The organism is Sphingomonas adhaesiva (assembly GCF_036946305.1).
Classification (GTDB): Bacteria; Pseudomonadota; Alphaproteobacteria; order Sphingomonadales; family Sphingomonadaceae; genus Sphingomonas; species Sphingomonas adhaesiva_B.
Window position 1 is genome coordinate 170,475 of sequence record NZ_JAQIJJ010000005.1, and the last position, 24,393, is coordinate 194,867.

General features: G+C 68.6%; 21 protein-coding genes. 10 read left to right on the forward strand and 11 right to left on the reverse strand.

The features are described from left to right. Positions 1 to 99 precede the first annotated feature (99 nt). Entirely contained in the window at positions 100 to 714 is a 615-nt protein-coding gene (gene rpsD / locus PGN14_RS09895; RefSeq protein ID WP_335299350.1) for a 30S ribosomal protein S4, read from the forward strand. Positions 715 to 1,091: 377 nt separating this feature from the next. On the opposite strand, the gene PGN14_RS09900 is transcribed toward rpsD, so the two are convergent. Continuing rightward, positions 1,092 to 3,062, reverse strand: a complete 1,971-nt coding sequence (locus PGN14_RS09900; protein WP_335299351.1) for an alpha/beta hydrolase family protein — start codon at positions 3,060 to 3,062, stop codon at positions 1,092 to 1,094. Positions 3,063 to 3,175: 113 nt separating this feature from the next. Here PGN14_RS09900 and PGN14_RS09905 point away from each other — a divergent pair, with 113 nt between their 5' ends. From PGN14_RS09905 to PGN14_RS09915, 3 genes are read left to right on the forward strand one after another with little or no spacing between them, the layout of a single operon-like run. Beyond that, entirely contained in the window at positions 3,176 to 4,816 is a 1,641-nt protein-coding gene (locus tag PGN14_RS09905) for a M28 family metallopeptidase (protein ID WP_335299352.1), read from the forward strand. 4 nt (positions 4,817 to 4,820) lie between these two features. After that, positions 4,821 to 5,807: an agmatine deiminase family protein gene (locus PGN14_RS09910; RefSeq protein WP_335299353.1), complete on the forward strand. Its 987-nt coding sequence runs from the start codon at positions 4,821 to 4,823 to the stop codon at positions 5,805 to 5,807. Next, positions 5,804 to 6,772: a phosphoribosylaminoimidazolesuccinocarboxamide synthase gene (locus PGN14_RS09915; RefSeq protein WP_335299354.1), complete on the forward strand. Its 969-nt coding sequence runs from the start codon at positions 5,804 to 5,806 to the stop codon at positions 6,770 to 6,772. The genes PGN14_RS09910 and PGN14_RS09915 overlap by 4 nt, the downstream gene beginning before the upstream one ends. A 201-nt stretch (positions 6,773 to 6,973) precedes the next feature. On the opposite strand, the gene PGN14_RS09920 is transcribed toward PGN14_RS09915, so the two are convergent. Next, positions 6,974 to 7,843, reverse strand: coding sequence for a 3-hydroxybutyryl-CoA dehydrogenase (locus PGN14_RS09920; protein ID WP_335299355.1), 870 nt, complete (start codon positions 7,841 to 7,843; stop codon positions 6,974 to 6,976). Between the two features lie 69 nt (positions 7,844 to 7,912). Here PGN14_RS09920 and PGN14_RS09925 point away from each other — a divergent pair, with 69 nt between their 5' ends. After that, positions 7,913 to 8,938, forward strand: coding sequence for a DUF1176 domain-containing protein (locus PGN14_RS09925; RefSeq protein ID WP_335299356.1), 1,026 nt, complete (start codon positions 7,913 to 7,915; stop codon positions 8,936 to 8,938). Positions 8,939 to 9,059: 121 nt separating this feature from the next. Here the strand turns inward: PGN14_RS09925 and egtD are convergent, their stop codons facing one another. The 5 genes from egtD to gluQRS form a co-directional block, all read right to left on the reverse strand. Beyond that, positions 9,060 to 10,037, reverse strand: a complete 978-nt coding sequence (egtD, locus tag PGN14_RS09930; RefSeq protein WP_335299357.1) for an L-histidine N(alpha)-methyltransferase — start codon at positions 10,035 to 10,037, stop codon at positions 9,060 to 9,062. A 4-nt stretch (positions 10,038 to 10,041) separates the two neighbouring features. Beyond that, positions 10,042 to 11,301 carry an ergothioneine biosynthesis protein EgtB gene (egtB, locus tag PGN14_RS09935; RefSeq protein ID WP_335299358.1) on the reverse strand — a complete coding sequence of 420 codons (1,260 nt, stop codon included), beginning with the start codon at positions 11,299 to 11,301 and terminating at the stop codon, positions 10,042 to 10,044. Between the two features lie 50 nt (positions 11,302 to 11,351). Beyond that, entirely contained in the window at positions 11,352 to 11,921 is a 570-nt protein-coding gene (locus tag PGN14_RS09940) for a cob(I)yrinic acid a,c-diamide adenosyltransferase (protein ID WP_335299359.1), read from the reverse strand. 5 nt (positions 11,922 to 11,926) lie between these two features. Further along, complete coding sequence (locus tag PGN14_RS09945; protein ID WP_335299360.1) at positions 11,927 to 12,160, reverse strand: twin transmembrane helix small protein; 234 nt, start codon at positions 12,158 to 12,160, stop codon at positions 11,927 to 11,929. 126 nt (positions 12,161 to 12,286) lie between these two features. After that, on the reverse strand, positions 12,287 to 13,102 hold the full coding sequence (gene gluQRS / locus PGN14_RS09950) for a tRNA glutamyl-Q(34) synthetase GluQRS (protein WP_335299361.1): 816 nt from the start codon (positions 13,100 to 13,102) through the stop codon (positions 12,287 to 12,289). Positions 13,103 to 13,158: 56 nt separating this feature from the next. Between gluQRS and PGN14_RS09955 the strand changes: the two genes are divergently transcribed. From PGN14_RS09955 to PGN14_RS09975, 5 genes are all read left to right on the forward strand, one after another. After that, the gene (locus PGN14_RS09955; RefSeq protein WP_335299362.1) at positions 13,159 to 15,249 is read left to right on the forward strand and encodes a S9 family peptidase; all 2,091 of its coding nucleotides are present in this window, start codon (positions 13,159 to 13,161) and stop codon (positions 15,247 to 15,249) included. A 163-nt stretch (positions 15,250 to 15,412) separates the two neighbouring features. Then, positions 15,413 to 15,976 (forward strand): DedA family protein, encoded by a 564-nt coding sequence (locus PGN14_RS09960; protein WP_335299363.1) that lies wholly within the window; start codon positions 15,413 to 15,415, stop codon positions 15,974 to 15,976. Next, positions 15,973 to 16,362 (forward strand): acyl-CoA thioesterase, encoded by a 390-nt coding sequence (locus PGN14_RS09965; protein WP_335299364.1) that lies wholly within the window; start codon positions 15,973 to 15,975, stop codon positions 16,360 to 16,362. Before PGN14_RS09960 ends, PGN14_RS09965 begins: the two co-directional genes overlap by 4 nt. Before the next feature lie 65 nt (positions 16,363 to 16,427). Next, entirely contained in the window at positions 16,428 to 17,771 is a 1,344-nt protein-coding gene (locus PGN14_RS09970) for a UDP-glucose dehydrogenase family protein (RefSeq protein ID WP_335299365.1), read from the forward strand. A 164-nt stretch (positions 17,772 to 17,935) separates the two neighbouring features. Further along, positions 17,936 to 18,934 carry an NAD-dependent epimerase/dehydratase family protein gene (locus PGN14_RS09975; RefSeq protein ID WP_335299366.1) on the forward strand — a complete coding sequence of 333 codons (999 nt, stop codon included), beginning with the start codon at positions 17,936 to 17,938 and terminating at the stop codon, positions 18,932 to 18,934. A gap of 98 nt (positions 18,935 to 19,032) precedes the next feature. On the opposite strand, the gene tal is transcribed toward PGN14_RS09975, so the two are convergent. The 4 genes from tal to PGN14_RS09995 all read right to left on the reverse strand — a co-directional run bounded on the left by tal (position 19,033) and on the right by PGN14_RS09995 (position 24,368). Continuing rightward, a complete protein-coding gene (gene tal, locus PGN14_RS09980) occupies positions 19,033 to 20,139 on the reverse strand; it encodes a transaldolase (protein WP_335299496.1) in 1,107 nt (368 codons plus the stop codon). 108 nt (positions 20,140 to 20,247) lie between these two features. Next, entirely contained in the window at positions 20,248 to 22,323 is a 2,076-nt protein-coding gene (gene tkt / locus PGN14_RS09985) for a transketolase (protein WP_335299367.1), read from the reverse strand. A gap of 69 nt (positions 22,324 to 22,392) precedes the next feature. Beyond that, on the reverse strand, positions 22,393 to 23,055 hold the full coding sequence (gene rpiA / locus PGN14_RS09990; RefSeq protein WP_335299368.1) for a ribose-5-phosphate isomerase RpiA: 663 nt from the start codon (positions 23,053 to 23,055) through the stop codon (positions 22,393 to 22,395). 422 nt (positions 23,056 to 23,477) lie between these two features. Continuing rightward, the gene (locus PGN14_RS09995) at positions 23,478 to 24,368 is read right to left on the reverse strand and encodes a crotonase/enoyl-CoA hydratase family protein (RefSeq protein WP_335299369.1); all 891 of its coding nucleotides are present in this window, start codon (positions 24,366 to 24,368) and stop codon (positions 23,478 to 23,480) included. Between the last annotated feature and the right edge of the window lie 25 nt (positions 24,369 to 24,393).

The following is a 24,393-nucleotide window of genomic DNA, read 5'->3' on the forward strand; positions in this document are numbered from 1 at the left end:
GCCCCCGTACCCCGGTGAAGCGGTGGGCCTGCGTATCTTCCACGATACACGGCGCGATACCGGGAAAAACGTCGTTCGTTAGATTGCTGAGGAATACACATGTCGAAGCGCCAGAGCGCCAAGTACAAGCTCGATCGCCGCATGGGCGAGAACATCTGGGGCCGTCCCAAGTCCCCGGTGAACAAGCGTGAATACGGCCCCGGCCAGCATGGCCAGCGCCGCAAGGGCAAGATGTCGGACTTCGGCATCCAGCTGCGCGCCAAGCAGAAGCTGAAGGGCTATTACGGCGACGTCACCGAGAAGCAGTTCCGCCACTGCTACGACGAAGCGTCGCGGATGAAGGGCGATACCTCGCAGAACCTGATCGGTCTGCTGGAGCGCCGCCTCGACATGATCGTGTATCGCGCCAAGTTCGCGCCGACGATCTTCGCCGCGCGCCAGCTGGTCAGCCACGGCCACATCCGCGTCAACGGCGTGAAGTGCAACGTCGCCTCGCGCCGCGTCAACGTCGGTGAGGAGATCTCGCTGGGCAACAAGGCGACCGAGATGGCGCTGGTGCTGGAAGCGCAGCAGCTCGCCGAGCGCGAAGTGCCCGATTACGTCGCGCCGGACGGCAATGCCAAGGTCACCTTCATCCGCGTGCCGACGCTGGACGAGGTGCCCTATCCGGTGAAGATGGAACCGAACCTCGTCGTTGAATTCTATTCGCGCTAAGCGCCGAATAGAATCCGACGACCGGCCGGCCTCGCTAAAGCAAGGACCGGCGACGCGGCTCCGCCGCGGCGGGTTGGACAACGAGAAGGGGCGGCCTCGCGAGGGGCCGCCCCTTCTCTTTCCAGCGTGGGCCAGGCCTTTAGCCCCTTCTGTTCCCCGGCGCAGGCCGGGGTCCAGTCGCGAGCGGTTTCAGCATCTTACGAGCGAACCATTACTGGACCCCCGCTTTCGCCGGGGAACAGGAACGCTGCGAGCAGGTGGCGCGGTTTCATCGGCGTCGGCGTCGATGGATTCTCGCCGTCGCGGACGTTTACGTCCGACGCTCGTGACTGCCCCACCCCAACCCCTCCCCTGAAGGAGAGAGGCTTTTTCCGCCCTCACATCCCGAACGCCTTGCGCAGGAAGGCGTCGCTCTTCGCCAGCATCTCGGTGCGCACTGCGCTGTCGTCGAGCTGGTGGTCCAGCTTCGGGAAGACGATCAGAGTCGATTCCTTGCCCGCGGCGCGCAGCCTCTTGTCCATCAGCCGCGACTGGCCGACGCCCACGTTGACGTCGGTATCGCCATGGAACAGCAGCACCGGTGCCTTGAACCGCTCGGCATGGCGCGCGGGCGAGCCGTTGGCGACATTCTCGCCCGATCCGATCTGTCGCTGGACCAGTTCGCGGTTGGTGAAGCCCTCCGCCTCGTCCTTGGTCCGGCCCAGGTCGGTGACGGGCGCGATCGCCACCACCGCCTTGAACAGGTCGGGGTCGACGACGTTGCTCTGCAACGCGGCATAGCCGCCATAGGACCAGCCGACGATGCCCAGCTTCGCCGGATCGGCGATCCCCTCCTTCACCAGCCAGCGCCCGGCATCGCCGACGTCGCCGATCGCCAGCTGCCACGAACGAAAGCCGTTGTTGGCAAACCAGGCATCGCCATAGCCGGTCGAGCCGCGGAACTGCGGCTGGAGCACGGCATAGCCCGAGGCGGCGAAGAACTGCACCAGCCAGTCGAACCCCCATTCGTCGCGATAGGCCGGGCCGCCATGCGGCATCACGATCGCGGGCAGCCCCTTGGTCGCGCCGCCGGGCGGCAGCGTCAGATAGGCCGGGATCATCGTCCCGTCCGCCGCGGGGAAACGCACCGCGCGCATCTGCCCCAGCGCGACATCCTCCAGCGTCGGGCGCGCCCGGACCAGTTGTTCCAGGTGGCGGTTCGCCTTGGTATAGAGATAATAGCTGCCGGGATCGACGTCGCTGCCCGCGAACACCAGCAATTGGGACTCATCCGCGGTCGCACTCATCAGCCGGATCAGCGGCGTCTTCGGCAAGGCCCGCGCCAGCGCCGCCGCCAGTTTCCTGTATTCCGGATCGAAATAGTCGATCTGCCGCCGGTCGGTGACATAGGTGGCGCCGATGATCCGCCCGCGCCGCCCGATCCGCACGATCGAATCGACGTCGACGTCGGGGTTGCTCGATACCAGCTCGCTCTTCATCGATCCGTCGAGCGCGACGCCGTACAGCGCCAGCCGCCCGTTCAGCCGCTTCGTCGCGAAGGCCATGTTGCGCGTGCCGTCGACGCCCAGCGGGTCGAGCGAATCCTTGTCGTCGCGCAGCGACCGGCTGAACAGCTTCCACCCCGTCTCGCCGGTCGGGCGATAGGAATAGATCACGTCGCCCTTCAACTGCCCGGTGCCCGACGTCGGCATCACCGCCTTCATACGGATGACCCCCTGCCCGTCGGCGTAGAAGTCGGTGGCGTCGGGGTCGGGGCGCTCGATCAGTTGCGCCTTGCCGGTAGCGGCATCGACCAGCTCGACCCCCATTCCGTCGCGCGCATCGCCACCCATATGCGATCCGGTGCTGGTGCTTTGCGGCACGAAATCGCGCGTCATCAACACCTTGCCATCCCCCATCCGCCAATCGATGACGTTGCCGTCGAACTGGTTGAGCCGGTCGCCGCCACGCGCGTTGCGCCCCAGATAGAGCGCATGGGTGCCATCCGCGTCGAAGCCCAAGGTCCGCGTGTAGGAAATGCGCATCCCGACATAATCGTCGATGCCGTAGAATTTGCAGATCAGCCGCGCGCCCGAGGCCCAGCCACAATTCACCGGCGTCATCCGGTCGCCCTCGCTCAGCCGGATCCCCGACAGCTTGCCGCTGTCCAGATCGACCACCACCGCCGCGCTGCCGCGCGTGCCGGTCGGGGTGACATAGACGATATGCTTTCCGTCCGGCGCCAGGCTGATCGCCGCCACCATTTCACGCGCGCCGAACCGCGTCGCCAGATCGCCCGGCGCGCCCGCAATCGCCGTCGTCCCCCACAGCAGCGACAGCACCGCCACCGCACCCCGTCGTCCGTTCATCGGTATCTCCCCCGCCGCGCAGCTTAACGCCGCGGATCGGGGCCGCAACCATCGCGTGGACAGCCGCGCGCGGTCTTGGCACAAGGCGCGCCATTCCCTTGCGGAGTTTGTTCATGCGTCATCGCCTTCTTCCCGCTCTCCTGCTCGCCAGCGCCACTCCCGCCGCGGCGCAGACCGCGCCCGCCATCTCCGAACAGACGCTGAAGGACGTCACGAAGGAGCTGTCCTCCGACGCGTTCGAGGGCCGCGCGCCGGGCACCGCGGGCGAGGAGAAGACGATCGCCTATCTCGCCCGGCGCTTCGCCGCGGCGGGGCTGCAGCCGGGCAACAAGGGCAGCTGGTATCAGGACGTGCCGATGGTGGAGATCACCGCGACGAACGTCTCGCCGCTGGTGTTCCGGGGCGCCGGCGCGCCGATCGCGCTCGCCTACGGCCCGCAGGCGGTGATCGGCAGCTATCGCGTCGCCCCGGCGATCGCGGTCAAGGACAGCCCGGTCGTCTTCGTCGGCTATGGCATCGTCGCGCCCGAAAAGGGGTGGAACGACTATGCCGGGGTCGATGTGCGCGGCAAGACGGTGCTGATCCTGGTCAACGACCCGGACTGGAAGACGCCGGGGCTGGACGGGCCGTTCGGCGGGCGCGCGATGACCTATTACGGCCGCTGGACCTACAAGTTCGAGGAAGCCGCGCGACAGGGCGCCACCGCCGCGATCATCATCCACCAGACCGAACCTGCGGCCTATGGCTGGAACGTCGTCCAGTCGAGCTGGACCGGCGCGCAGCAGGTCGCCGCGACGAAGAACGATGGCGCCGACCAAAGCGCGGCGATCGGCTGGATCCAGCAGGATGCCGCACGGAAGCTGTTCGCGGGCAAGGACATGGATTTCGACGCGTTGACCGCTGCCGCGGGGCGCAAGGGCTTTCGCGCCGTGGCGCTGCCCGGCGTGACCGCGTCGGTGTCGTTCGACAATACGATCCGCCGGCACATGTCGCGCAACGTCGTCGGTGTGCTGCCCGGCACCACGCGCAAGGACGATTACGTCCTCTACACCGCGCATTGGGATCATCTGGGTCATTGCGAGAAGGCGCCCGACGGCGACGACATCTGCAACGGCGCGATCGACAATGCGACCGGCACCGCCGCGCTGGTCGCGCTGGCGGAGGCGAACAAGCGCGCCGGTCCAACGCCGCGCAGCCAGCTGTTCCTGGCGGTGACGGGCGAGGAATCGGGGCTGCTCGGCTCGGCCTATTACGCCGCCAACCCGATCGTGCCGCTGGCGAAGACGGTGGGCGGGGTGAACATGGACGCGCTGTCGATGGCGGGGCCGGCGCGCAACGTCGTGGTCGTCGGCAAGGGCAAGTCGGAGCTGGACGGCTATCTCGACCGCGCGCTCGCCGCGCAGGGCCGCGTCGCCACCGCGGAGCCGACGCCGGAGAAGGGCTTCTACTATCGCTCCGACCATTTCAGCCTGGCGAAGCTGGGCGTCCCGATGCTGTACTTCGATGCCGGCGACGATCTCGTGAAGGGCGGCAAGGCGGCGGGCAAGGCCGCGGCGGAGGATTACGAGGCGCATCGCTATCACGGCCCCAAGGACGAATATTATCCCGCCTGGGACTGGTCGGGCGTGGTGCAGGACGTGCGGGTATATTATGCGGTCGGGCGCGCGCTGGCCGAGGGCGACGCCTGGCCCAATTGGGTCGCGGGCGACGAATTCCGCGCCATCCGCGACAAGAGCCGCGCCGGAGCGCAGTGAGGGGATGACGAACGTGACGACTCTGGGTCAGATCACCCCGCCGCCGGAATGGGCGGCGCACAAGGCGGTGTGGATCGGCTTCCCCAGCCATCCCGAGTTGTGGGAAGACGATCTGGAACAGGCGCAGGCGGAGGTCGCCGCCTTCGCGCGCGCGGTCCATGCCGAGGGGCGCGGCGAGGACGTGATCCTGGTCGCCGCCAACAAGGACGCCGCCGCGACCGCGCGCCAGCTGGCGCCCTTCGCGGAGGTGACGATCGAGCTGTTCGGCGACATCTGGCTGCGCGACACCGCGCCGATCATCGATGGCAACGGACGCGCGCGCGATTTCGGGTTCAACGGCTGGGGCGGCAAGTACGACCTGCCCGGCGACGAGGATATCGGCGCGCGGCTGGCGCGGCGGCGCGGCATCTCGATCCTGCCGTGCGACTGGGTGCTGGAGGGCGGCGCGGTCGATGGCGACGGCACCGGGCTGGCGGTCACGACCGAGCAATGCCTGCTCAACCCCAACCGCAATCCGGGGCTGGCGAAGGCGGGGATCGAGCGGCTGCTGTCGCAGGACCTGGGCTATGAGCGCGTGCTGTGGCTCGGCGACGGTCTGCTCAACGACCATACCGACGGCCATGTCGACAATCTGGCGCGCTTCGTGGGCGAGAACCGGCTGGCGATCCCGCGCGCGCCGGAGAACGATCCCAACTGGCGCGTCTATCAGGATGCCGCGGAGCGCGCGCGTGCCGCCGGGGTGGAGGTGGTGGAGATCCCCTCCCCCGGGCGCGTGATGCGCGAGGAGGAAGTGGTGCCAGCCAGCTACATGAACTTCTACATCGGCAATGTCGCGGTCGTGGTCCCGCTCTATGGCACCGATCAGGACGAGGCCGCGGTCACCGCGATCCGGGCGATCTTCCCCGATCGCGAGGTCGTGGGGCTGCGCGCCGACGCGATCCTGACCGGCGGCGGCAGCTTCCACTGCATCAGCCAGCAGATCCCGGCATGACCGCCCCCGCCACATTGCTGTCGCGCACGCTCGACGCGGTCGACCTGCCGTTCCTGCCCAACCATTATCGCGGCAAGGTGCGTGACAATTACGACCTCGCCGACGGACGCCGTCTGATCGTCGCGAGCGACCGGCTGAGCGCGTTCGACCGCATCCTGTGCGCGGTGCCCCATAAGGGGCAGGTGCTGACCCAGGTCGCGCGCTGGTGGTTCGAGCGGACGGCGGACATCTGCGCCAACCACGTCATCGACTATCCCGATCCCAACGTGCTGCTGTGCCGGCGCCTCACGATCCTGCCGGTCGAGATCGTGGTGCGCGGCTATCTGGCGGGGACCACCGGCACCTCGATCCTGACGCTGTACAAGGCGGGCGAGCGGACGATGTACGGCACCACGCTGCCCGACGGGATGCGCGACAACCAGCGGCTGCCCACACCGATCATCACGCCGACCAGCAAGGAGTTCGACGGCGGCCACGACGCGCCGCTGACCCCGGACGAGATCCTCGCCAACGGCCTGCTGACCGCCGCGCAATGGGACGAGATCAGCGCCACCGCGCTGGCGCTGTTCGCGCGCGGGCAGACGCTGGCGGCGGAGCGCGGGCTGATCCTGGCGGACACGAAATACGAATTCGGCGTCGATGAAGACGGCCGCATCCTGCTGGCGGACGAGGTCCACACGCCGGACAGCAGCCGCTACTGGAAGGCCGCGACCTATGACGCGCGGTTCGATCGCGGCGAGCGGCCCGACAGTTTCGACAAGGACGTGGTGCGCGCCTGGGTGGCGGAACGCTGCGATCCCTATGGCGACGCGATCCCCGCGATTCCCGACGAGATGATCCTGCATACGTCGGGCGTGTACGTCGAGGCGTATGAGACGATCACCGGCGAACGCTTCGTGCCCGACATGGCCGGCGCGACGGTGCTGGAGCGCGTGCGTGAGCGGCTGGCGGGGTTTGCGGGCTGAACCCTCCCTCCGTCGTCCCAGCGGAAGCTGGGATGACGGTTGGCGGATTCAATCTCATGCGTCGTCCCAGCGAAGGCTGGGATGACGGAGGGAGGGTTCAATCTCATGCGTCGTCCCAGCGAAGGCTGGGACCTCCCGCGACTCTTGCTCTTCCCTGCCGCGAAAGACCCCAGCCTTCGCTGGGGTGACGTTACGAGGCCATCACCGCGTCGGCACCGGCTCCGCGCCCGCATAATCGTAGAACCCGCGCCCGCTCTTGCGCCCGTACCACCCCGCCTCGACATATTTCACCAGCAGCGGCGCGGGCCGGAACTTGGGATCGCCCGTCCCCTCGAACAGCACGCGCGTGATCTCCAGGCAGGTGTCCAGCCCGATGAAATCCGCCAGCGTCAGCGGCCCCATCGGATGGTTCAGCCCCAGTTGGCACGCCAGATCGATGTCGCGGATCGTCGCCACGCCCTCGCCCAGCGCGAAGCACGCCTCGTTCAGCATCGGCATCAGCACGCGGTTGACGATGAAGCCCGGCGCGTCGTTGGCGCGCACCACCTGCTTGCCCAGCGCCGCGGCATAGGTCTCGACCGTCGCCACCGTCGCATCCGCCGTCGCCAGCCCGCGGATCACCTCGATCAGCCCCATGACCGGCACGGGGTTGAAGAAATGCACGCCGATGAAGCGCGCGGCGTCGGGCGCCGCCTGCGCCAGCCGCGTGATCGGGATCGACGAGGTGTTCGACGCCAGCACCGCATCGGCGCCCAGCACCGGGCCGACGGTGGCGAAGATCGCGCGCTTGATCTCCTCGCGCTCGGTTGCGGCCTCGATCACCAGCCCGCACGGCGCCATCGCGGCGACATCGCCCACCGCCTCGATCCGCTCCAGCAGGCGATCGCGCGCGTCGGCGTCGATCTTGCCCTTCTCCACGTCGCGTGCCAGCCGCCTGGCGATCCCTGCCTTGCCCGCCTCGGCGCGCGCCTGGTCCACGTCGCTCAGGATCACGCGATAGCCGGCGGCCGCGCTCACCTGCGCGATGCCGGCCCCCATCTGTCCCGCACCGATCACCCCGACAGCCTGCATGCCCATCTCCCGTTCATCCTCGATCCCCTCTAAGCAGGCGGCGCACGGTTGCGCCAGCATGGAGGTTCGATGACGCCCTTTGCGATCCTGCTCGCCACCGCCGTTCAGGCTGCCGCCCCGGCACCCGGCGACCTGCGCACCTTCACCGACTGGACGATGGGATGCGACAATGCACGCGTCTGTCAGGCGGTGGCGCTGGTACCGGAGGCGGAGGACGGCGACCACTACCTGATGCTGGTGCTGCGCCGCGATGCCGCCGCGGCGGCGCTGGCGCGGCTGACGCTGCCGATCCCGGACGCGGTCGCGCGCGGCACGAAGCTGTCGCTGGCGGTCGACGGCAAGGTGCTGGCGCAGGTCGTCGCACCCGGCAAGGGCGGCGGGCTGGCGCTGCCGTTCCAGGGCACGCTGGCCGAGGCGCTGATGGAGGGCAAGCAGGTCACGCTGGCGGACCCGCGCGGGCGCAAGATCGCGCACGCCTCGCTCGCCGGGCTGGCCGCCACCGCGCTCGCGATCGACGAGGCGCAGCGCCGCATCGGCACGCGCACCGCGCTGCGTCGCCCCGGCGCCGCCCCCGCGTCGCAGGTGCCGCCGCCGCCCGCGCTGCCGGTCGTCCAGCAGCCGGCGGTCACCGGCAGGCCGCCGCGCACCCTGTCCGTGAAGGACGCCACGCGGCTGATCGGCGCGGAGGCGGCGGTGTGCGATTATGCGACCGGCCCCGTCGCGCCCAAGGCCTATCGGCTGGATGCGACGCACAGCCTGGTGACGATCGACCATCCGTGCGGCAATGGCGCCTACAATCTCTATACCAGCCTGTTCGTGGTGCCCGACAAGGGCAGGCCGGTGCCCGCGGTGCTGGACGCGCCCTCCGGCTTCGGCGAGGCGCCCGACAATCAGGTCGTCACCGGCGGATGGGATGCGCGCACGCGGCGCCTGACCAGCTATGTCCGCGCGCGCGGGATCGGCGATTGCGGCTCGCACCAGTCCTTCGCCTGGGACGGCGCGCGCTTCCGGCTGGTGGAGCAATCGCTGATGGGTGAGTGCCGCGGGTCGGTGGATTACATCACGACATGGCGTGCGCGGGTGGTGGTGAATTGAAGGACAGCGTCTCCGTCGCCCTCACCCTTCCCATCGGCTTCGCCGATGGGCCCCTTCCCTCTCCCGGCGGGAGAGGGAGGGAGGCGCACAGCGCCGGAAGGGTGAGGGTGATGGCAGCGTGTCAGGGCGCCGGCCGTTCCGCCTGCGCCTCCGCCAGGATCACCGCGAACTTGCCGTCCGCGTCGGTCCATTCGCGCACTGGGGTCCAGCCGCCCGCGCGCAGCAGGATGCGTGCGTCGCGCGGCCCGTACTTGTGGCTGTTCTCGGTATGGATGGTCTCGCCCGCGGCGATGTCGAACGCGCGGCCGTCGACCTCGAACGCGGCGTCGCGGCGCGCCTCCAGATGCATCTCGACGCGCGCGCGGTCGTCGTTCCACACCGCCTTGTGCGCGAAGGCGTCGACCGGCACCGTGCCGTCCAGCTCGCGGTTGATCCGCGCCAGCAGGTTCAGGTTGAACGCCGCGGTCACGCCCTGCGCATCGTCATAGGCGGGGACCAGCACGTCCTCGTCCTTTATCCGATCCATCCCGATCAGCAGCATCGCCCCCTCTCCCAGCGACGCACGCATCGCGCGCAGCAGGTCGATCGCGGCGAGCGGGATCAGATTGCCGATCGTCGAACCCGGAAAGAACCCCAGCTTGGGCGCGTCCGCGATCGTGCGCGGCAAAGTGAGCGGGCGCGTGAAGTCCGCCTCGAACGGCAGGATCAGCAGGTCGGGGAAACGCTGCGCCAGATCGCGCGCGGACTCGCGCAGGAAATCGCCCGAGATGTCGATCGGAACGTAAGCAGACGGGTGGACGCAATCGAGCAGGATCGGCGTCTTGGTCGAGGAACCGGACCCGAACTCCACCACCGCACGCCCCTCGCCGGTCAGCTCGCGCAGCTCGGGACACAGCGACTGCAACAGCGCGGTTTCGGTGCGCGTCGGATAATATTCCGGCAGCGCGGTAATCTCCTCGAACAATTGCGAGCCGCGATGGTCGTAGAACCAGCGCGCCGGGATCGCGCGCGGGCGGCGCGCCAGCCCGGCCAGCACATCGGCGCGGAATTGCGGGTCGGCGAGGCTCGCCTGACCGTCCTCGATCTCCGGCTTCAGCATCGTGTCACACATCCTTTGCAAGCCGCACGCCGGTGAACTGCCAGCGCTGGTGCGGGTAGAAGAAGTTGCGGTAGCTGGCGCGCGCATGCCCGCGCGGGGTGGCGCAGCTGCCGCCACGCAGCACGAACTGCCCGCTCATGAACTTGCCGTTATATTCGCCGACCGCCCCCTCCGCCGCGGCGAAGCCGGGATAGGGGCGATAGGCCGATCCGGTCCATTCCCATACATCGCCGAAGAAGGCCGGGCCGCCCGCGGCCGGGCGCGGTTCGACCGCGCCGGCGGTGTCCAGCTGGTTGCCACCGCGCGCGTCGTGCCCGGCGGCGGCGACCTCCCATTCGATCTCGGTCGGCAGCCGCGCCCCCGCCCAGGCGGCATAGGCATCCGCCTCGAAGAAGCTGACATGCGTCACGGGCGCGGCGGGATCGATCGCGCGCCGCCCGTCGAGCCCGAAGCGGGTCCACGCGCCGTCGCGCTCCTCCCAATAGAGCGGTGCGGCAATGCCCTCGCGCTGCACCCACGCCCAGCCGTCCGACAGCCACCAGCGGGCCTCGCGATAGCCGCCATCGGCGATGAACGCCGCCCATTCGCCGTTGGTCACGGTGCGATCGGCGATGGCATGGGCAGGAACCAGCGCGCGGTGCCGCGGCCCCTCGCAATCGAACGCAAAGCCGCGGCCGTCATGGCCGATCTCCACCACCTGTTCCTGCCGCTCGATCCAGGCGACCGGTCCCGGCAGCGCGACGGGCACCTTGCGCGCCGCGGGCCAGATCGCCGGCTCCAAGGGGTTTTCGGAAAAGAGGTGCAGGATGTCGGTGACCAGCAGTTCCTGATGCTGTTCCTCGTGTTGGCACCCCAGCGCCACCAGCGCGACCGCCGCATCGGGCAGCGTCGGCAGCGCATCGAGCAGCGCGGCGTCCACCGCGGCGCGATACGCCATCACCTCCGCCAGCGCCGGGCGCGTCACCATCCCGCGCCGCGCACGCGCGTGGCGCTTCCCTTCCGCCTCGTAATAACTGTTGAACAGGAACGCGAAGCGCTCGTCATAGGCGCGATAGCCGGCGACATGATCGCGCAGCACGAACGTTTCGAAGAACCAGGTGGTGTGCGCCAGATGCCATTTGGCGGGCGAGGCATCGTCCATCGACTGGACGGTGGCATCGGCGTCCGACAGCGGCGCCACCAGCGCCTCGGTCAGCGAACGCACCGCGTCATAGCGCGCCGCGAGCGTCGTCGCGTCGTCGGTCGCGGGCCGTACTGCTTCCATGAAACCTGCTCCTGCCGCCGCGAAAGGCGACGGTTGCAGGCGTCACCGATTTATCGATTGGCCCCCGCTACCCACAGAACGTCTCCGCCCCGGCTTTGGTTCACCACCCGGCACGCGACGAACAGAAAATCCGACAGCCGGTTGAGGTAGGTGAGCGCCTGCGGATTGGCGCCGTCCGCGATCGCCACCGCGGATCGCTCCGCGCGGCGCACCGTGGCGCGCGCGACGTGCAGGTGCGCCGCCGCGCCGCCGGGCAGGATGAAGCTGCGCAGCGGCTCCAGACCGGCGTTGAGCGTGTCGATCGCGCGCTCCAGCCGCTCGACCTGCGCGGGCACGATCCGCAGCACCATCTCCGACGGCGCGAAATCGTCATTCTGGTCGACGCGCGGCGTGGCGATGTCCGCGCCCAGATCGAACAGGTCGTTCTGCACCAGCGCCAGCTCGCGCCGCACCTCCTCATGCTCCAGCGTGGTCAGCGCGACGCCGATCGTGCTGTTCGCCTCGTCCACGTCTCCAATCGCCTGCATCCGCGCGTCGGCCTTCGACACGCGGCTGCCGTCGACCAGCCCCGTCGTCCCCGCGTCGCCGGTGCGGGTATAGATGCGGTTGAGCCGGACCATCGCGGTCAGGTCCGTCCGGCGGCGAACAGGATGACGACGACGATCAACACCGCCAGCGCCTGAAAGAAGATGCGCATCTGCATCATCTTGTTCGATTTCAGCTGCGCCGCGGTCGGCCCGTCCCCCTCGCCCCGCGCCTCCAGCGAGGCGGTCTGGAGGAAGGTGACGATCCCGCGCACCAGCGCGACGACCGTGGCGATCATCGCCGCAACCAGCAGGATGACGAGGAAGGTGTTCATGCGAGAGATGTAGGGGGTGGCGAGGCAGCGGGCAACATCTTCACCACCGTCACACCGGGCTTGACCCGGGGTCCATGTCACCGCGCACGCATCGGCGGCAGCGTGCGCGGAACCTTGGATGCCGGATCAAGTCCGGCATGACGCTGTGCCAATCGCCCGCAACCGCGCCGCCAGTGCCGCGCCGTCCTCGCCGGCCGCGCGCATCGCCGCCAGCGTCGGCGCGCCGTGGCGCTTCGCCAGCCGCTCCCCGTCCGGCCCGGTCAGCAGCGCATGGTGGTGATAGTCCGGCACCCGCAGGTCGAGCAGCGCCTGGAGCAGCCGGTGGATATGCGTCGCCTCGAACAGGTCGCGCCCGCGCACCACATCGGTCACGCCCTGTGCGGCATCGTCCACCGTCACCGCCAGATGATAGCTGGCGGGCGCATCCTTGCGCGCCAGCACCACATCGCCCTGCGCCTGCGGGTCCGCCACCACGGCGCGTCCGTGATCGCGCCACGTCAGCGGTCCGGTGCGCGCCACCGCCGCCGCCATGTCGAGGCGCCAGCAATGCGGCGCATCGCGCTCGCCCGCATGGCGGCAGGTACCGGGATAGACCGCGACCGCCCCGTGCGGCGCGCTCATCGCCTCCGCGATCTCCGCGCGGGTGCAATAGCAGCGGTAGAGCAGCCCCATCTCCCGCAGCCGGTCGAGCGCCGCGGCGTAACGGTCCAGCCGCTGCGACTGGAACACGATCGGCGCGTCCCATGTCAGCCCCAGCCACGTCAGGTCCTCGACGATCGTCGCGACATGCTCGGGCCGGCTGCGCGTGCCGTCGATGTCCTCGATCCTCAGCAGGAACCGCCCGCCCCGCTCGCGCGCGTAATCATGCGCCAGGATCGCCGACGCGGCATGGCCCAGATGCAGCCGCCCGGTGGGCGACGGCGCGAAGCGTGTCGTCACCATCCTTGCGATGTGCGCGGGCATGGACCCGCGATCAAGTCCGCGGCTATCACGCCGCGATGACCATCACGCCCCCCGTCGCGGCCACGCGCCCCCATTCCTTCACCCGCCACGGCATCACGATCGAGGATCCATGGGCGTGGCTGCGCGATCCGAACTACCCGGACGTCACCGACCCCGACGTGCTCGCCTATCTGGAGGCGGAGAACGCCTATTTCGAGGCGCAGATGGCGCCGCACCAGCCGCTGGTCGACCGCCTGTACGAAGAGATGAAGGCGCGCATCAAGGAAGACGAATCGAGCGTGCCGCAGAAGGACGGCGACTGGCTTTACTGGACCGCGTTCGAGACCGGCGGCCAGTATCGCTTGTGGTGGCGCAAGCCGGTGGCGGGCGGCCCCGACGAGCTGATCCTGAACGAACCCGCGCTGGCGGAAGGGAAGGAATATTTCCGCGTCGGCGCGATCGCGATCAGCGAGGACGGCCGCGTCATGGCCTATTCGGTCGATGACGACGGCGGCGAGCGCTACACGATCCGCTTCAAGAGCCTCGACGGGTCGGCCGATCTGGCGGAGGTCATTCCGGGCGCGTCGGGTAAATGGGGCGACGTGTCGATCGAGGGGACGATCGGCAACATCGTCTTCACCAGCGACGGACGCCACATCCTCTACGGCCTGACCGACGAACATTGGCGCACGCGCACGATCAAGGTGCATCGGCTGGGCACCTCCCCCGCGGACGACGCGACGCTCTATTACGAGGAGGATCCCGTCTTCTCGGTCGGGGTCAGCGAGACCAGCGACCGCCGCTGGATCGCGCTGGTCACCAGCAGCCACGACACCAGCGAAATCCGCCTCTACCCCGCGAACGATCCCTTCGCCGAGCCGATCCTGATCGCGCCGCGGCAGGCAGGGCGCGAATATGACGTCGACACGTATGGCGACACGCTGTTCGTCCACACCAACGACACCGATCCGATGTGGCGGCTGTGTACCGCGCCGATCGCGACGCCCGGCGAATGGACCGAGCGGATCGCGCCCAGCCCGCATTTCTACATGACCGGCGTCGAGTGTTTCCGCGACTTCTTCATCGTCGAGGGGCGCGAGGACGGGCTCGACCAGATCGAGCTGCATTCCTACGCCGGCGATGCGCCGAAGCGGATCGCGTTTCCGGAGGCGAGCTATGCCGCGGGCACCGGCGACAATCCCGAATATGACCAGACCGTGATCCGGCTGGGCTATGAGTCGATGGTCACGCCGGGCACCGTCTATGACTATGACACCGCCACCGGCGAGATGACGGTGCTGAAGGTGCAGGACATCCCCAGCGGCTATGACGCGTCGCGCTACGCGACCGAGCGGCTGGAGATCGTCGCGCGCGACGGGACGAAGGTGCCGGTGTCGATCGTCTATCCGGCCGGCTTCCCGCGCGACGGATCGCGCCCGCTATTCCTCTACGCCTATGGCGCCTATGGCCATGCGATCGCGCCGGGCTTCTCGACCGGGCGGATGAGTTTGCTCGACCGCGGCATGGCCTATGCCATCGCGCATATCCGCGGCGGCGACGATCTCGGCCAGCAATGGTATCATGACGGTAAGCTGGAGAAGCGCACCAACACCTTCACCGACTTCGTCGACGTGGCGCGCGCGCTGGTGGCGGACGGCTGGACCAGCGCAGGCAAGATCGCGATCGCCGGGCGCTCGGCCGGCGGCGAGCTGATGGGCGCGGTAGTCAATTCCGACCCCGAGCTATGGGGCGCGGTGATCGCCGACGTGCCGTTCGTCGACGTGCTGAACACGATGCTGGACGATACGCTGCCGCTGACGCCCGGCGAATGGCCCGAATGGGGCAATCCGATTGAGGACAAGGCCGCCTTCGAGCTGATCCGCAGCTATTCCCCCTATGACAACGTCCGCGCGCAGGACTATCCGCCGCTGTTCATCTCCGGCGGGCTCAACGACCCGCGCGTGACCTATTGGGAACCCGCCAAATGGGCCGCCAGGCTGCGCGCGACCAAGACCGACGATCATATCCTGCTGCTCAAGACCAACATGGGCGCGGGCCACGGCGGCAAGTCGGGCCGGTTCGACAGCCTGCGCGAGGCGGCGGAGGAACATGCCTTCGTGCTGTGGCAGCTGGGGGTGGAGGGGTGAGCAACTACGGCGACCCCTCGCCTATCCGTCATGCCGGACTTGTTCCGGCATCCAGGGTTCCACGCGCCTTGCCATCGTCAGGCGCGCGGAACCCTGGACCCCGGAACAAGTCCGGGGTGACGAGCGCGTGGGGCATGGCGGATACCACACGGACACGTACCGCATGACCATCGAGGCGCTGGTCGCGCGATACGGCCTCGCCGCGCTGTTCGCGGGTGCCGCGCTGGAGGGCGAGGCGGCGGTGGTCGCCGGCGGGGTCGTCGCGCACCACGGCCTGTTCCCGCTATGGGCGGCGATGCTCGCCGCCGCCACCGGGTCGTTCAGCGCGGATCAGGCGTGGTTCTTCGCCGGGCGACGGATGCGCGACCATCGCTGGGTGGTCGCGGCGCGCGCAAAGCCCGCCTTCGCGCGCGCGATGGCGATGCTGGAGCGGCATCCCGTCGCGTTCATCTTCGCCTTCCGCTTCATCTACGGCTTTCGCACGATCAGCCCGATCGCGATCGGCACCGCGGGCGTCTCGCCGCGGCTGTTCGCCGCGGTCAATGCCGCGTCCGCGCTCACCTGGGGCGTGATCTTCTGCGCGATCGGCTATTGGTTCGGCCATGCGTTCGAGGCGATCGTCGGCCGCCTGGCGGACGACCACCGCCTGTGGTGGCTGGTCGGCGGGCTGATCGGCGCCGGCATCGCGATCGCCCTCCTCCACCGCTATCGGAGCCGCCCGGCATGACCTTCACCCACGCCTTCACCGCACAGGCGGCCGACATCGACGAATTGGGCCATGTCAACAATGCGGTCTGGGTCCGCTGGATCCAGGACCTGGCGGTCGCGCACTGGGCGGCGGTCGCCCCGCCCGAGCAGCAAGCCGCGTTCGTCTGGGTCGTGACCCGACACGCCATCGACTATCGCGGCAACGTGGCCGAGGGCGAGAGGGTGACCGGCGAAACCTGGGTGCCGGAGGCGCCGCGCGGCGCGCGCTTCGACCGGCATTTCCGCTTCACCGGCGGCGACGGGCGGGTGCGGGTGGAGGGCGTCACCACTTGGGCGCTGCTGGATCGCGCCACCGGGCGGCTGCTGCGCGTGCGGCCGGAGATCGCGGCGCCGTTCCTCGACTGATCGTGGTCATTGCCGCCAGCACGCCGCCCCCGTAGAGCGCGCGCGTTACCGCTAAGGGATACAGCATGAAGATCACGATGATCGGCTCCGGCTATGTCGGCCTCGTCTCCGGCGCCTGCTTCTCCGATTTCGGGCACGACGTCACCTGCGTCGACAAGGATGCGGGCAAGATCGAAGCGCTGAAGGCGGGGCGGATGCCGATCTACGAACCCGGGCTCGACGCGCTGGTCGCGGCCAATGTCGAGGCCGGGCGGCTGACCTTCACCACCGACCTCGCCGGCGCGGTCGCGGGTGCGGACGCGATCTTCATCGCGGTCGGCACGCCGTCGCGCCGCGGCGACGGCCATGCCGACCTCAGCTACGTCTTCGCCGCGACGCAGGAGATCGCCGCCGCGATCACCGGCCCCACCGTCGTCGTCACCAAGTCGACCGTCCCGGTCGGCACCGGCGACAAGGTCGAGGCGATCCTGCGCGAGGCCGGGCATGACGCGGCCGCCGTCGCGGTCGTCTCCAACCCGGAGTTCCTGCGCGAAGGCGCCGCGATCGGCGACTTCAAGCGCCCCGACCGCATCGTCATCGGCACCGAAGACGCCAATGATGATGGGCGCGCGAGGAGCGTGATGCGCGAGGTGTATCGCCCGCTCTATCTCAACGAAAGCCCGATCCTGTTCACCGCGCGCCGCACCGCGGAGCTGATCAAATACGCCGCCAACGCCTTCCTCGCGACCAAGATCACCTTCATCAACGAGATCGCGGACCTGTGCGAGGCGGTCGGCGCCAACGTGCAGGACGTCAGCCGCGGCATTGGCCTCGACAATCGCATCGGGTCGAAGTTCCTCCACGCCGGGCCGGGCTATGGCGGGTCGTGCTTCCCCAAGGACACGCTGGCGCTGCTGAAGACGGGCGAGGATTTCGAGGCGCCGGTGCGCATCGTCGAGGCGGTGGTGAAGGTCAACGACGCCCGCAAGCGCGCGATGGGGCGCAAGGTGCTCCACGCGCTACACGCTGCCAATACGGACAATGGCGGCATCGAAGGCGCCAAGGGCAAGACGGTCGCGGTGCTGGGCCTCACCTTCAAGCCCGACACCGACGACATGCGCGATGCGCCCAGCCTCGCGATCGTGCAGGCGTTGCAGGACGCGGGCGTCGCGGTGCGCGCCTTCGATCCCGAGGGCGTCGAGGCGGCGCGCGCGCTGATGCCCGACATCACCTATTGCCGCGACGCCTATGACGCCGCGACCGGCGCGGATGCGGTGGTGATCGTGACCGAATGGAACGTCTTCCGCGCGCTGGACCTGAAGCGGCTGGCGGGGTTGATGACGCAGCCGGTAATGGTCGACCTGCGCAACATCTATTCGCTGGCCGAGGTGGAGCGCGCGGGCTTCGCCTATACGGGCGTGGGGCGCTGATCCCATCTTCGTCACCCCGGACTTGATCCGGGGTCCCGCTTTTTCTGCTACCGGGATGAGAAGCGGGACCCCGGGTCAAGCCCGGGGTGACGGTAGGGCGATGATTGCGCTCCCTTAACCCCTGCGCGCATACACGGGCCGCGCAGCACGGGAGCGTTTCGAACATGGCCACCCTCGTCACCGGCATGGCCGGGTTCATCGGCATGGCGGTGGCCGAGCGGCTGCTGGCGCGCGGCGAGCGCGTGATCGGCATCGACTCGTTCAACGATTATTACGACCCGCAACTGAAGGAGGATCGCTTCGCGCATCTGACGCGCCGGTTCGGCGAACGCGCGATCTGCCACCGCCTCGACTTCGCCGACATGGACGCGCTGACCGCCGCGGTCGCGGGCGAGGACGTCGACCGCATCATCCACCTCGGCGCGCAGGCAGGCGTGCGTTACTCGCTCCAGAATCCGCACGCCTATGTGCGCTCCAACCTGATGGGGCATGTCAACGTGCTGGAACTGGCGCGCCATCGCGGCGTGCATCACCTGGTCTATGCCTCGTCGTCGTCGGTCTATGGCGGCAACACGACGCTGCCGTTCCGCGTCGAGGACCGTGTCGACCATCCCGTCTCGCTCTACGCCGCGACCAAGCGCGCCGACGAACTGATGAGCGAGACCTATGCGCATCTTTATCGCCTGCCGCAGACCGGCCTGCGCTTCTTCACCGTCTATGGCCCATGGGGGCGCCCGGACATGGCGCCGTGGCTGTTCACCGACGCGATCCTGTCGGGACGCCCGATCAAGGTCTTCGGCGAAGGGCGGATGCAGCGCGACTTCACCTATATCGACGACATCGTCAGTGGCGTCGTCGCGGCGCACGATAATCCCCCGCCCGACGACGACGCGGCGAAAGCGGGCGGCAGCCACGCGCCGCACCGGCTCTACAACATCGGCAACAACCGCGCCGAGGAACTGGGGCGCTTCATCGCGGTGCTGGAGGCCGCATGCGGGCGCGCGGCGGTGAAGGACTATCAGCCGATGCAGCCCGGCGACGTGCGCGCCACCTATGCCGATATCGACGCGATCCGCGGCGACCTGGGCTATGCGCCGACGACGCCGATCGACACGGGACTGCCGGCGTTCGTGGACTGGTTCCGGGGGTATCGGAGGGTGTGAGGCGTCACCCCGGCCTTGAGCCGGGGTCCCGCTTTTCATCGACCGTCGACGAAGAAGAAGCGGGACCCCGGGTCAAGCCCGGGGTGACGGCAAGAAGCTCACCCCTTCGGCTGCTTCGCCTCGATCACCTTCAACAGATCGTCGAACGACTTGGAGAAGCTCGCCACGCCTTCATCCACCAGCGTCTTCGTCACGCCGTCGAGGTCCAGCCCCAGCCGCTCCGTCTCCGCCAATACGTGGCGGGCGTCGTCGACATCCGCGGTCAGCGTCGGTGCGACGGTGCCATGGTCGCGGAAGGCGTCCATCGTCTTGGGCGGCATGGTGTTGACCGTGTCGGCGCCGATCAGCGTGTCGACATACAGCGTGTCGGGATAGTCCGGGTTCTTGGTGCCCGTGGACGCCCACAGCAGCCGCTGCGGCCGTGCGCCCTTCGCCGCCAGCTTCTGCCAGCGGTCGGACGCGACGAATTCCTCGAACCAGGCATAGGCGAGCTTCGCATTGGCGATCGCCACCTTGCCCTTCAGCGCCTTGGCCTCGTCCCCGCCCGTGCCCGCATCGATCGCGTCGTCGATCTTGCTGTCGATCCGGCTGACGAAGAAGCTGGCGACGCTGGCGATGCGGTCGATCGACAGGTCCTTGGACGTGCGCTCCTCCAGCCCCTCGACATAGGCCATCGCGACCTTCTTGTACGCCTCGATCGAGAACAGCAGCGTGACGTTGACGTTGATCCCCTTGGCGATCGTGTCGCGGATCGCGCGCACCCCGTCGTCGGTGCCGGGAATCTTGATCATCAGGTTCGGCCGGTCGACCGCCTTCCACAGCCGCTCGGCCTCCTCGGCGGTTTCCGGCCCCTTGAGCGCGAGGTACGGCGATACCTCCAGGCTGACATAGCCGTCCGCCGCGTCCAGCTTTCGATAGACCGGCAGCAGCGTGTCGCACGCCGCCTGGATATCCTTGATCGCCTGGCTCTCGTAGCGCTCCATCGCCGACGCGCCGGGATGCGCCTCGTCGAACGCGGCGAAGCCCTCGTCATAGGCCTCGCCCGACCCCATCGCCTTTTCGAAGATGGTCGGGTTGGAGGTGACGCCGGTCAGCCCGTCCTCGTCGACCAGCTTCTTGAGGCCGCCTTCGCTGAGGAACTTGCGGTCGACGAAGTCGAGCCACACCGCGGTGCCGGCCTGCGACAGTTGCTGCAACTTGCTCACATCATACTCCTTCGTCACCCCGGACTTGTTCCGGGGTCCACCCGTCCACAAGCCCGCACGTCAGCGATATCGGCACCGTGGATGCCGGAACAAGTCCGGCATGACGGGTCAGCCCTTCATCACCTCTTTCGCCACCTTCACGACGTGATCGACCGTGAAGCCGTACTTGTCCTGCAACTTGGCGATCGGGGCGGAGGCACCGAAGGTCGACATGGTGATCGTGGCGCCATCGGTCCCGACATAGCGGTCCCAGCCGATCTCACCCGCCATCTCGATCGCAACCCGCGCGCGCACCGCCTTGGGCAGCACGCTTTCCTTGTAGGCGGCGTCCTGCAATTCGTAGCGATACCAGCTCGGCATCGACACGACACGCGCCGTCACGCCGTCCGCGGTCAGCTGCTCATAGGCCTGCACCGCCAGCGACACTTCGGAGCCGGTCGCGATCAGGATGACGTCGGGCGTCCCCTCACCACCGGCCAGCACATAGCCGCCCTTCTCCAGTCCCGAGGCGGGCGCATATTTGCTGCGATCCAGCGTCGGCAGCGCCTGGCGCGACAGCACCAAGGCGGCGGGGCGCGACGGATCGCGCATCACCGCGCGCCATGCCTCGGCCACCTCGTTGGCGTCGCACGGGCGGATCGTGTCGAGCCCGGGAATCGCGCGCATCGTGGCCAGATGCTCGATCGGCTGGTGCGTCGGCCCGTCCTCGCCCACGCCGATCGAATCGTGCGTGAACACCCAGACCGCGCCGATCTCCATGATCGCCGACAGCCGCACCGGCGCGCGCATATAGTCGAGGAAGACGAGGAAGGTGGAGCCGTAGCTGCGCAGGTGCGACAGCGCCATGCCGTTGACCACCGCGCCCATCGCATGTTCGCGCACGCCGAAGTGGAAGTTGCTGCCGCCGTAATTGCCCGCCTCGAACGAGGCCGCGCCCTTGATGTCGGTCTTGGTCGACGGCGCGAGGTCGGCGGAACCGCCGAGCAGCCACGGCACCTTCTTGACGATCGCGTTCAGCACCTTGCCGCCCGCGTCGCGGCTGGCCACGCCCTTCTCGTCCGCGTCGAACGTCGGGATCTCGCTGTCCCAGTCCGCGGGCAGCTCGTCCTTCAGCATCAGGTCCAGCTCGGCGGCCAGATCGGCATGCTCGCTGCGGTAGCGGTCGAACGTCGCGACCCATGCATCGCGCGCCGTGGCGCCGCGATCGGCGACGGCGGCGGTGAACGCCTCCTTGACGCCCTCGGGCACGTAGAAGTCCTTGTCGACCGGCCAGCCATAGGCCTCCTTGGTCTTGGCGACATTCTCCGCGCCCAGCGGCTCGCCATGCGCCTTCTCGCTGCCGGCGCGCGGGCTACCCCAGCCGATCACCGAATGGACGACGATGAAGGTCGGGCGCTCGTTCTCGTCGCGGAACGCCTGCAACGCGCGCTTCAACGCCTCGACGTCGTTGGCGTCGTCGACATGGATGACGTTCCAGCCATAGGCCTGGAAGCGCTTGCCCACATCCTCGTCGAACGCCAGGTCGGTCGCGCCCTCGATCGAAATCTGGTTGGCGTCGTAGATCCAGCACAGGTTGCTGAGCTTCAGGTGCCCGGCGAGGCTCGCCGCCTCGGCGGAAACGCCCTCCATCATGTCGCCGTCGCCGCACAGCGTATAGACGTCATGGTCGAACAGCGTGAAGCCCGGCTTGTTGTAGCGCGCCGCCAGCCAGCGCTCCGCGATGGCCATGCCGACCGAATTGCCGCAGCCCGCCCCCAGCGGCCCGGTGGTCGTCTCCACGCCGGTGGTGTGGCGATATTCCGGATGCCCCGGCGTCTTGGAGCCGAGCTGGCGGAATTGGCGGATATCCTCCAGGCTGACCGCCGGGTTGCCGGACTTCTTGCCGTCGCGATCGATCTCCTCGACGCCCGCCAGGTGCAGCAGGCTGTAGAGCAGCATCGAGGCATGGCCGACCGACAACACGAAACGGTCGCGATTGGGCCAGTCGGCATGCGCGGGATCGTAGCGCAGGAACTGCGTCCACACCGTCCAGCCGACCGGCGCCAGCGCCATCGGCGTGCCGGGATGGCCCGAATTCGCCTTCTGCACCGCGTCCATCGACAGCGTGCGGATGGTATCGATCTGGAGCCGCTGCGCGCTGCCGTCCTCATGAACGCCCGCGGGCGGGGTGGCGGTATCGGTCATGAACAACCTCTTGTCGGGAATGGCCAACGAACGCACCGGCGCCTTGCCGGTTGCCGAGTCCCGGCCCCCTTAACCGCTCGCAGCCCCGCGTTCCAGCCGCGTAACGACGCCGTTTTCCGCGATATAGGCCGCGTCCACCTCGGTGAGAAACAGCCCGTGCCCCAGCGCGCCGGGAATCTCCTCGATCGCACGCGCCAGCGCAGCGGGATCGGCCATCACGCCGAAATGCGCGTCGAGGATGATATTGCCGTTGTCGCTCAATCCGTTGCGTGGCTCCACCCGCGCGCCCAGCGCCGTCAGCCGCGCCGCGACGAACGCCCGCGCGAACGGCAGCACCTCGACCGGCAGCTTCGCCGCGCCTAGCGTGGCGACGCGTTTCGAGGCGTCCGCGATCACGATCATCCGCGCGGAGGCGGCGGCGACGATCTTCTCGCGCAGCATCGCCCCGCCCGCGCCCTTGATCGCGCGGAACTGCGGATCGATCTCGTCCGCGCCGTCGATCGTCAGGTCGACGTGCGCAACATCGGCGAAGTCGCGCACCACCAGCCCACCCGCCCGCGCCTTGCGCGCACTGTCCTCGCTGGTCGCGACCGTCTCGATCCGCGGCCGTGCGCGGACCAGCGCGTCGATCGCGAACGCGACGGTGGAGCCGGTGCCCAGCCCGACGAGCATCCCGTCCCGCACCTCCGCCACCGCGGCTTGCGCGGCCCGTCGCTTGTCGTCCTCGATCATCGTGGAATCAACGCGTCCGACGCGACTGTAGGTTCACGCGAAGACATGAAGATGCGAGGAAGTTGCACGTCGGACGCGCCAGCGCCCTTGCCCCCCGTCATTCCCGCGCAGGCGGGAATCCATACACGCAGGTGGTGCGGCCCGATCCGCCACGGCAGCGTGTCTGGATTCCCGCCTGCGCGGGGATGACAGGCAGATGGCGGGCAAGACGCCGCCTCTTTGCGCAACCTCTTTGCGTCTCCGCGTCTTCGCGCGAACCACAACCCGGTCACCTTGGGCGAACCGATGATGTTCACGCAGAGGCGCGGAGGCGCAGAGAGGATGCGCGCGGGGACGGCGCACCGCTCCATCCCGGTTCGAGATGAAGGCGCTGCGCGCCAGCATACGCAATTCTCCGCGCCTCCGCGTGAACCCCAAGAAAATCAGGAATACGCCTGCTCCTCCCACCACGGCACGAAGTCGGGCATGTGGCTGCTCACCCGATCCGGATAGCTCGGCTGGCGCTTTTCCAGAAACGAGGTCACCCCCTCCTTCGCATCGCCCGAGCGCCCGCGCGACAGGATCGCGCGGCTGTCCACCTTGTGCGCGTCCATCGGGTGGGTATAGCCCAGCCCGCGCCACATCATCTGCCGCGTCAGCGCGACCGACACCGGCGCGGTATTGTCCGCGATCTCGCGCGCCAGTTCCCGCGCCCGCGCCAGCAGCTGGTCGCCGGGCACGACCTCCTTGACCAGCCCGCCCGCCTGCGCCTCCGCCGCATCGAACACGCGGCCCGAATAGCACCATTCCAGCGCCTGGCTGATCCCGACCACGCGCGGCAGGAAATAGCTCGACGCCGCCTCCGGCACGATCCCGCGCCGCGCGAAGACGAAGCCCATGCGCGCGCCGTCGCTCGCCAGCCGGATGTCCATCGGCAGCGTCATCGTCGAGCCGATCCCCACCGCCGGCCCGTTGATCGCCGCGATCACCGGCTTCAGGCATTCGAAGATGCGCAGCGTCAGCCGCCCGCCCCCGTCGCGCGCGCTCTGGCTGGAATAGCGCAGCTCGCCGTTCGGCCCGACCGGCGAATCCTCGCTGCGATTCTCATAGTCGAACGTCTTGCTGCCACCCGACAGGTCCGCACCCGCACAGAAGGCGCGCCCCGCACCGGTCACGATCACGCAGCGCACATCGTCGTCGGCATCCACCTCGTCGAACGCGGCGATCATCTCCGCCATCATCGTGCCGGTGAAGGCGTTGAGCTTCTCCGGCCGGTTCATCGTGATCGTGGCGACGCCATCGGCCACCTCGTAGATGATCTGCTCATACGCCATCGCATCTCTCCTCATTCCGTTTGTC